The sequence below is a fragment of the Enterobacter sp. 296B2 genome (genome assembly GCF_034106185.1).
GTDB classification, from domain to species: domain Bacteria; phylum Pseudomonadota; class Gammaproteobacteria; order Enterobacterales; family Enterobacteriaceae; genus Enterobacter; species Enterobacter cloacae_N.
The window spans coordinates 1-8,349 of sequence record NZ_JAWNCA010000059.1 but is presented as its reverse complement, the minus strand read 5'-3'; the positions used below and the strand labels follow the sequence as shown (position 1 = coordinate 8,349).

General features: G+C 54.8%; 7 protein-coding genes and 1 riboswitch. Of the genes, 5 read left to right on the top strand and 2 right to left on the bottom strand.

What is annotated here, in order from left to right:
- Nucleotides 1-365: 365 nt before the first annotated feature.
- Nucleotides 366-1,283 (top strand): DNA-binding transcriptional regulator OxyR, encoded by a 918-nt coding sequence (gene oxyR, locus URZ40_RS22830; protein ID WP_023309664.1) that lies wholly within the window; start codon nt 366-368, stop codon nt 1,281-1,283.
- On the opposite strand, the gene sthA is transcribed toward oxyR, so the two are convergent.
- The gene (gene sthA / locus URZ40_RS22825; RefSeq protein ID WP_061096478.1) at nt 1,266-2,666 is read right to left on the bottom strand and encodes a Si-specific NAD(P)(+) transhydrogenase; all 1,401 of its coding nucleotides are present in this window, start codon (nt 2,664-2,666) and stop codon (nt 1,266-1,268) included. The genes oxyR and sthA overlap by 18 nt on opposite strands.
- Before the next feature lie 196 nt (nt 2,667-2,862).
- On the opposite strand from sthA, the gene fabR reads away from it, so the two are divergent.
- On the top strand, nt 2,863-3,501 hold the full coding sequence (gene fabR / locus URZ40_RS22820) for an HTH-type transcriptional repressor FabR (protein ID WP_008501784.1): 639 nt from the start codon (nt 2,863-2,865) through the stop codon (nt 3,499-3,501).
- A gap of 9 nt (nt 3,502-3,510) precedes the next feature.
- Nucleotides 3,511-3,870: a YijD family membrane protein gene (locus URZ40_RS22815; RefSeq protein ID WP_008501783.1), complete on the top strand. Its 360-nt coding sequence runs from the start codon at nt 3,511-3,513 to the stop codon at nt 3,868-3,870.
- A gap of 55 nt (nt 3,871-3,925) precedes the next feature.
- On the opposite strand, the gene trmA is transcribed toward URZ40_RS22815, so the two are convergent.
- The gene (gene trmA, locus URZ40_RS22810) at nt 3,926-5,026 is read right to left on the bottom strand and encodes a tRNA (uridine(54)-C5)-methyltransferase TrmA (protein ID WP_163330980.1); all 1,101 of its coding nucleotides are present in this window, start codon (nt 5,024-5,026) and stop codon (nt 3,926-3,928) included.
- Nucleotides 5,027-5,130: 104 nt separating this feature from the next.
- Nucleotides 5,131-5,307: riboswitch (cobalamin riboswitch) on the top strand.
- A 65-nt stretch (nt 5,308-5,372) separates the two neighbouring features.
- On the opposite strand from trmA, the gene btuB reads away from it, so the two are divergent.
- Entirely contained in the window at nt 5,373-7,220 is a 1,848-nt protein-coding gene (gene btuB / locus URZ40_RS22805) for a TonB-dependent vitamin B12 receptor BtuB (RefSeq protein ID WP_166712614.1), read from the top strand.
- Nucleotides 7,165-8,016 carry a glutamate racemase gene (gene murI / locus URZ40_RS22800; RefSeq protein ID WP_116344063.1) on the top strand — a complete coding sequence of 284 codons (852 nt, stop codon included), beginning with the start codon at nt 7,165-7,167 and terminating at the stop codon, nt 8,014-8,016. Before btuB ends, murI begins: the two co-directional genes overlap by 56 nt.
- Nucleotides 8,017-8,349 lie beyond the last annotated feature (333 nt).

The window sequence follows — 8,349 nt, the reverse complement described above, 5'->3', positions numbered from 1 at the left end:
TCAAGAGCCTGTCCAATGTGCATAAAAAAATCCGGAAACGGGTGAGCATTTCCGGATTCTTACACAGCCACTGGATCGGTCAACCGATCCTTAACTGATCGGCATTACAACTTCGGTTGCCATTTTGCTTTTACCTCGGGCTTTTTTACGCAAAAAAAAGCGGACCACGGGGTCCGCAAAAGTTCACGTTGGCTTTAGTTGTTCGAGTTTTGAGAGAAACTCGATGACGGTGCGGGGACGTCAAGGGTCAAACACGGGCCGCCTCGTCTATGTGGTGTATTATTCAACAGAAAGCTTGATAGGGATAATCGTTCGTTGCTATGCTATCTATCGCCATGAACTATCGTGGCGACGGAGGATGAATAATGAATATTCGTGATCTTGAATACCTGGTAGCGTTAGCCGAGCATCGTCACTTTCGCCGCGCGGCAGATTCCTGCCACGTCAGCCAGCCGACGCTGAGCGGCCAGATCCGCAAGCTGGAAGACGAGCTGGGCGTGATGCTGCTGGAGCGCACCAGCCGTAAGGTGCTGTTCACCCAGGCCGGTCTGCTGCTGGTGGATCAGGCGCGCACCGTGCTGCGCGAGGTCAAAGTGCTCAAGGAAATGGCAAGCCAGCAGGGGGAGGCGATGTCAGGCCCGCTGCATATTGGCCTGATCCCAACCGTTGGCCCGTACCTGTTGCCGCACATCATTCCGATGCTGCACCAGACGTTCCCGAAACTCGAAATGTACCTGCATGAAGCGCAAACCCATCAGCTGCTGGCGCAGCTGGACAGCGGCAAGCTCGACTGTGCCATTCTGGCGCTGGTAAAAGAGAGTGAAGCCTTTATCGAAGTGCCGCTGTTCGATGAGCCGATGATGCTGGCGATCTATGAAGATCACCCGTGGGCGAACCGCGATCGCGTTCCGATGGCCGATCTGGCCGGGGAAAAGCTGCTGATGCTGGAAGACGGCCACTGCCTGCGCGATCAGGCGATGGGCTTCTGCTTCGAAGCGGGTGCCGATGAAGATACCCATTTCCGCGCAACCAGCCTGGAAACGCTGCGTAATATGGTCGCGGCGGGAAGCGGTATTACGCTGCTGCCTGCGCTGGCCGTGCCGCGCGAGCGTAAGCGTGATGGTGTGGTGTACCTGCCGTGCATTAAGCCGGAACCGCGTCGCACTATTGGTCTGGTGTATCGTCCGGGTTCACCGCTGCGCAGCCGCTATGAGCAGCTGGCAGAGGCCATCCGTGGTTCGATGGATGGCCATTTCGACAGCGCGTTAAAACAGGCGGTTTAAGCCGTTCAGCGCGGCTACCCGATAGGCTTCCGCCATGGTCGGGTAGTTAAAGGTGGTGTTAACGAAGTATTCGATGGTGTTACCACCGCCTTTCTGCTCCATTATCGCCTGGCCGATATGAATGATTTCCGCCGCGCGTTCACCAAAGCAGTGAATCCCGAGGATCTCTTTCGTCTCGCGGTGGAACAGGATCTTCAGTGTCCCCACGCTCATCCCCACGATTTGCGCCCGCGCCAGATGTTTAAACTGCGCACGACCCACCTCGTAAGGCACCTTCATTGACGTCAGCTGCTGCTCGGTTTTCCCCACGGAACTGATTTCCGGGATGGTGTAGATACCCGTCGGGATATCTTCAATCAGGTGCGCCGTTGCTTCACCCTTCACCAGCGCCTGAGCGGCAATGCGGCCCTGATCGTAAGCGGCGGATGCCAGGCTCGGGTAGCCGATCACGTCGCCGACCGCGTAAACGTGCGGCAGCGCGGTCTGGTACATGCTGTTGACCTTCAGCTGGCCGCGGCTGTCGGTCTCAAGCCCGATATTTTCCAGCCGCAATGAATCGGTATTGCCGGTACGGCCGTTGGCGTACAGCAGGCAGTCTGCTTTCAGCTTTTTACCGGACTTCAGGTGCATGATCACCCCGTCGTCACAGCCTTCGATCTTCTCGTACTCTTCGTTGTGGCGAATCACCACGCCGCTGTTCCAGAAGTGGTAGGAGAGGGAGTCCGACATCTCCTGATCGAGGAACGCCAGCAGGCGATCCCGGGTGTTGATCAAGTCTACTTTGACATCCATTCCGCGGAAGATCGACGCATATTCGCAGCCGATGACCCCCGCGCCATAGATAATGACGTGGCGGGGTTCATGGTGCAGGCTCAGAATCGAGTCGCTGTCGTAGACGCGCGGGTGCGAGAAGTCGACGTCGGCCGGATGGTAAGGGCGTGAACCACAGGCGATAACAAATTTTTCAGCGGTGATTGTCTCAACCGATCCGTCGTGGCATTCGAGTGCCAGGGTATGTTCATCCACAAAATGCGCGTTGCCCTGCAGAATTTCACAGTGGTTACGCTCATAAAAGCCCTGACGCATGCGCGTCTGCTGGTTAATGACGGTATCCGCGTGATTCAGGATGTCGGCAAAGGAGGAACGAAGAAGTCGGGAGTGGTCGCTGTAAAGAGGGTTCTGGTTAAATTCGATGATGCGGCTAACGGCGTGGCGGAGGGCTTTCGAAGGGATGGTGCCCCAGTGGGTGCAACCGCCGCCGACATTATGGTAGCGCTCAATGACCGCTACTCTGGCTCCCTGTTTCACCAGACCCATAGCAGCACCTTCGCCGCCGGGGCCGGAACCAATAACTATTGCGTCGTAATCGTAGGAATGTGGCATGGTAAGGCTTACCTGTTCTTATACATAAAAGCAACAGAATCATAACATCATTACCAGGGTAACCCAATTATCGTTGTGCTTTTTTCCGGCAGTGGAGCACAAACCGCACGTAAACAATCATTCACAAAGCTGGGCAAACAGATTAATTTTATTCTCTGGTATAGTGCCATCAGGCCTTTGGAAGGATTCAACTATTGTGATGGGCGTAAGAGCACAACAAAAAGAGAAAACCCGGCGTTCGCTGGTGGAAGCCGCATTCAGTCAACTGAGTGCTGAGCGGAGTTTTGCCAGTTTGAGCCTGCGCGAAGTCGCTCGCGAGGCCGGGATTGCGCCAACGTCCTTCTATCGTCACTTTCGTGACGTGGATGAACTGGGCCTGACCATGGTCGACGAGAGCGGACTCATGCTGCGCCAGCTGATGCGCCAGGCGCGTCAGCGTATCGCCAAAGGAGGCAGCGTGATCCGTACCTCCGTGTCGACCTTTATGGAATTTATCGGCAATAACCCCAACGCGTTTCGTCTGCTTCTGCGCGAACGTTCGGGCACATCGGCTGCGTTTCGTGCCGCCGTCGCGCGGGAAATTCAGCACTTCATCGCGGAACTTGCCGATTATCTTGAACTCGAAAACCATATGCCGCGTGCGTTTACCGAAGCACAGGCCGAAGCGATGGTGACGATTGTATTCAGCGCGGGTGCCGAAGCGCTGGATGTCAGCATTGAACAACGCAAGCAGCTCGAAGAGCGACTGGTACTGCAGCTCAGGATGATCTCCAAAGGCGCGTATTACTGGTATCGCCGTGAACAAGAGAAACTGGCACATCAAACCGAAGAGTGAAGGTGAGTAATGAAACAGTCAGGTCAGGATAAAGGGACGCTGTTGCTGGCATTGATCGCTGGCTTATCCATTAATGGCACGTTTGCCGCTATTTTTAGCTCAATCGTTCCATTTTCGATTTTCCCGCTTATTGCGCTGGTGCTGACGGTTTACTGCCTGCATCAACGTTACCTGAACCGCACCATGCCGGTGGGGTTACCGGGTCTGGCCGCCGCCTGCTTTATTCTGGGCGTATTGCTGTATAGCACCGTGGTTCGCGCGGAGTATCCGGATATCGGCTCTAACTTCTTCCCTGCGGTACTGTCTGTGGCGCTGGTGTTCTGGATTGGCTCTCGCATGCGTAGCCGCAAGAGCCAACTGCCAGAGTAATGAGGCTTGAGTAGGGCAGGTAAGCGAAGCGCCGCCAGCCAAAAACGCCGGCTAATTACTTCGCCGTGAGCAGTACACCGCACTCCATGTGGTGCGTGTACGGGAACTGATCGAACAGCGCCAGACGTTCAACCTTGTGTGTCTGGCTTAATGTTTCCAGGTTCTTGCACAGCGTCTCCGGGTTGCAGGAGATGTACAGAATGCGCGGGTACGCCTGCACCATCTTCTCTGTTTCGCTGTCCAGGCCGCTGCGTGGAGGGTCGACAAAAATCGTCTCACACTGGTAGCTCTTGAGATCGATCCCTTCCAGGCGGTTAAACGCCCGCACGCCATTCATGGCCTGCGTGAACTCTTCTGCGGCCATACGAATGATTTGCACGTTGTCGATATGGTTGGCGGCAATGTTGTACTGCGCGGCGGCCACTGACGGCTTGGCGATTTCGGTTGCCAGGACGCGATCGAAGTTACGCGCCAGCGCCAGCGAGAAGTTGCCGTTACCGCAGTACAGCTCAAGCAGGTCGCCCTTAGACCCTTCCGTCGCCTTCAGCGCCCACTCCAGCATTTGCACGTTCATCGCCGCGTTCGGCTGGGTGAAGCTGTTCTCCACCTGACGGTAAATCATCTCTTTACCCGCCACCGGCAGACGTTCGTCGACGTAATCCTGATCCAGCATGATTTTGGTTTTGGTCGCGCGGCCAATCAGGTGCACGTTGATGTTCTGCGCGCGCAGCGCATCGCGCAGGGCTTCTGCCTGCTCGCGCCACTCGTCGGTCAATGCTTTGTGGTACAGCAGAGAGACAATCGCCTGATTGCTTTGCGTGGTCAGATAGTCAATCTGGAACAGCTTGTGGCGCAGCACCGGATTGTTGCGCACGCCTTCAATTATCAGCGTCATCAACTGGTTGATGAGCTCGCTCGCTGCCGGGAAGCTGTCCACGCGAATGCGGGATTTGGTCTGCTGATCGAAAATGATGTGATACAGGTCGTCGCCGTCGTGCCAGATGCGGAACTCGGCGCGCATGCGGTAGTGGCTGACAGGGGAGCGGAACACCTCGGGAACGGGCGCGTTGAAAGGCGTCATCATACTTTGCAGGCGGACAACTTTCTCTGCCAGCTGCGCGTCGTACTGTTCTGTCGGGAGGTGTTCGGGGGTCATGATGCGTCCTGAATGATAAAGAATTACGCGGGGATTGTAGGGATTGTGCAGTGGATGTCCAGATTTAATGGCCAATAGCTGTCTGGACATCTATACGTGTCTAATTGTAGCATTCTGTTTCCGGTCTCCTGAGAGTGAAAAGGGAATCCAGTGAAAATCTGGAGCTGACGCGCAGCGGTAAAGACTGGCGGGATGAGAGCTGTAGACACTGTGAAAATGGGAAGTCTTCATCCGTATAACGCCACCCAGCCCGAAGACCTGCCGGGATCACGTCGCATTTGGTTTCATCATCGCGTGCTATAGATGAGGCCTGCGGCATCCTTCTTATATTGTGGATGCTTTAACAATGATTAAAAAAGTATCGCTGTTGACGGCGCTGTCCGTCACGGCATTTTCGGGCTGGGCGCAGGATAGCGCTGACTCGTTGGTGGTGACGGCAAATCGTTTTGAACAACCTGAAAAAACTATTCTGGCAGCAACCTCGGTGGTGACGCGTGCCGATATTGACCGCTGGCAGTCAACCTCGGTGCTGGACGTTATGCGTCGCCTGCCTGGCGTGGATACGGCGCAAAATGGCGGGATGGGGCAACTCTCTTCTCTCTTTATTCGTGGCACAAACTCCAGCCACGTGCTGATTCTCGTTGACGGGGTCCGCCTTAACCAGGCGGGCGTCACGGGGTCGTCCGATCTCAGCCAGTTCCCAATCTCCCTGGTGCAGCGTATCGAATATGTTCGTGGACCGCGTTCGGCGGTGTACGGTTCTGACGCAATTGGCGGTGTAGTCAACATTATTACCACCCGCGCGAAGGATGGTACGACGCTGAATGCCGGCGTAGGCTCGCACGGCTATCAGAATTATGGCGGCAGTACCCAGCAAACGCTGGGCGACAGCACGCGCGTCACGCTTGCGGGTGATTACACTTATACCAAAGGTTTTGATGTGGTTGCGGACGGCAACAATGGCGGCCTTGCCCAGACCGATCGCGACGGCTTTATGAATAAAACGCTCTACGGCGCACTGGATCACGCATTCTCAGACCAGTGGAGCGGATTTGTTCGCGGCTTTGGCTACAGCAACCGTACGGCCTACGACGGTTACTACAGTTCATTTACCCCTGACGTACTGGTCGATACCCGCCAGCTCTATAGCCAGACCTGGGACGCAGGATTACGCTTCAACGGTGACATCTTCCATTCACAGCTGCTCACCAGCTATAGCCATAGCAAGGACTATAACTACGATCCAAATTTGGGCCGTTACGATTCAACGGCCACACTGGATGAAATCAAACAGTACAACGTTCAGTGGCTCAACTCTGTTGATGTGGGTCACGGGAACATTGGCGCGGGCGTTGACTGGCAGAAGCAGAGCACCGAGCCGGGTACAAACTACGTTACCAACGGCTACGACCTGCGTAATACCGGCGTCTACCTGACCGGACTGCAGCAACTGGGTGATTTCACCCTGGAAGGGGCGGTTCGCAGCGATGACAACTCGCAGTTTGGTCGCCACGGCACCTGGCAAAGCAGTGCAGCGTGGGAGTTCGTGGACGGTTACCGCTTCATTGCTTCTTATGGCACGGCCTATAAAGCACCGAATCTGGGGCAACTCTATGGCTTCTATGGCAATGACCATCTTGATCCAGAAGAGAGCAAGCAGTGGGAAGGGGCGTTTGAAGGCCTGACGGCAGGCGTGAGCTGGCGCGTGTCCGGCTATCGTAATGACGTTGAAAATCTCATCGACTTCAATAATAACCTTCAGCAATATTACAACGTCGGCAAAGCACGCATTAAGGGTGTGGAGGCGACAGCTTCATTTGATACGGGTCCGTTGACGCATACCGTTGGCTACGACTATGTGGATGCCCGCAACGCAGCGACCAACGAACTTCTGGACCGTCGTGCTAAGCAGCAGGTGAAATATCAGCTCGATACGCAGATCTATGATTTCGACTGGAGCCTGACGTATCACTATCTCGGCACGCGTTACGACACTGATTTTGGTTCTTATCCGTCAGAGAAAGTGAAAATGGGCGGTGTGAGCCTTTGGGATGTCGCAGTTTCATATCCTGTCACCTCACATCTCACAGTTCGTGGTAAAATAGCCAACCTGTTCGATAAAGATTACGAGACAGTTTATGGCTACCAAACTGCAGGACGGGAATACACCTTGTCTGGCAGCTACACCTTCTAATCCGCGTCCCACCGTGCTGGTGTTTGATTCCGGCGTCGGTGGGCTTTCGGTCTATGATGAGATTCGGCATCTCCTGCCGGATCTCCATTACATCTACGCCTTCGATAACGTCGCTTTCCCGTATGGGGAAAAGAGTGAAGACTTTATCGTTGAGCGTGTGGTTGAAATCGTCACCGCGGTACAAAAGCGCTATCCCCTTTCGCTGGCGGTCATTGCCTGTAATACGGCGAGCACCGTTTCCCTTCCTGCCCTGCGTGAAAAATTCCAGTTCCCGGTTGTGGGCGTTGTTCCTGCCATAAAGCCTGCCGCGCGCCTCACGGCTAACGGCATCGTAGGGTTACTGGCCACGCGTGGCACGGTGAAGCGTCCTTATACCCGCGAGCTGATCGACCGTTTTGCTAACGAATGCCAGATTGCAATGCTTGGCTCCGCAGAGCTGGTGGAGATGGCGGAAGCGAAACTGCACGGCGAGACGGTATCGCTTGAAGAGCTGCGTCGTATTCTTCGTCCGTGGCTGCGTATGCCCGAACCACCGGATACGGTTGTGCTGGGCTGCACCCACTTTCCGCTATTGCAGGAAGAGCTATTAGAAGTGCTTCCGGAGGGGACGCGCCTAGTGGATTCCGGTGCGGCAATCGCCCGTCGTACGGCCTGGCTGCTGGAGCATGAAGCGCCGGATGCGAAATCTACCGATGCGAATATCGCGTTTTGCATGGCCATTACGAAAGAGACTGAGCAACTTTTACCCGTTTTACGCCGTTATGGCTTTGAAACGCTCGAAAAACTGGCGCTGTAGCACGGTTTTGAGCAAAAAAGAGACGGTTGAAAGTTTTTTTTTAAAGAGGGGTTGTCAACGTCTGAGAACTCCCTATAATGCGCCTCCACTGACACGGAACAACGGCTTGCAAGCCGCCGGGTTAGCGGAGTTCAGAGATGAATGCCAACAGAGAAAAGTGAAAATAATCGCTTGACTCTGAATGAGGAAAACGTAATATACGGGACCTCGCAACGGTGAGCTGAAAGCCGCGTTGCACTGCTCTTTAACAATTTATCAGACAATCTGTGTGGGCACTCAAAGTGACATGGATTCTTAACGTCGCAAGACGAAAAATGAATACCAAGTCTCTGA

Coding starts and splice junctions, on each gene's coding strand:
- oxyR (WP_023309664.1), top strand. CDS start 366: ATGAATATTCGTGATCTTGAATACCTGGTAGCGTTAGCCGAGCATCGT.
- sthA (WP_061096478.1), bottom strand. CDS start 2,666: ATGCCACATTCCTACGATTACGACGCAATAGTTATTGGTTCCGGCCCC.
- murI (WP_116344063.1), top strand. CDS start 7,165: ATGGCTACCAAACTGCAGGACGGGAATACACCTTGTCTGGCAGCTACA.
- btuB (WP_166712614.1), top strand. CDS start 5,373: ATGATTAAAAAAGTATCGCTGTTGACGGCGCTGTCCGTCACGGCATTT.
- URZ40_RS22815 (WP_008501783.1), top strand. CDS start 3,511: ATGAAACAGTCAGGTCAGGATAAAGGGACGCTGTTGCTGGCATTGATC.
- trmA (WP_163330980.1), bottom strand. CDS start 5,026: ATGACCCCCGAACACCTCCCGACAGAACAGTACGACGCGCAGCTGGCA.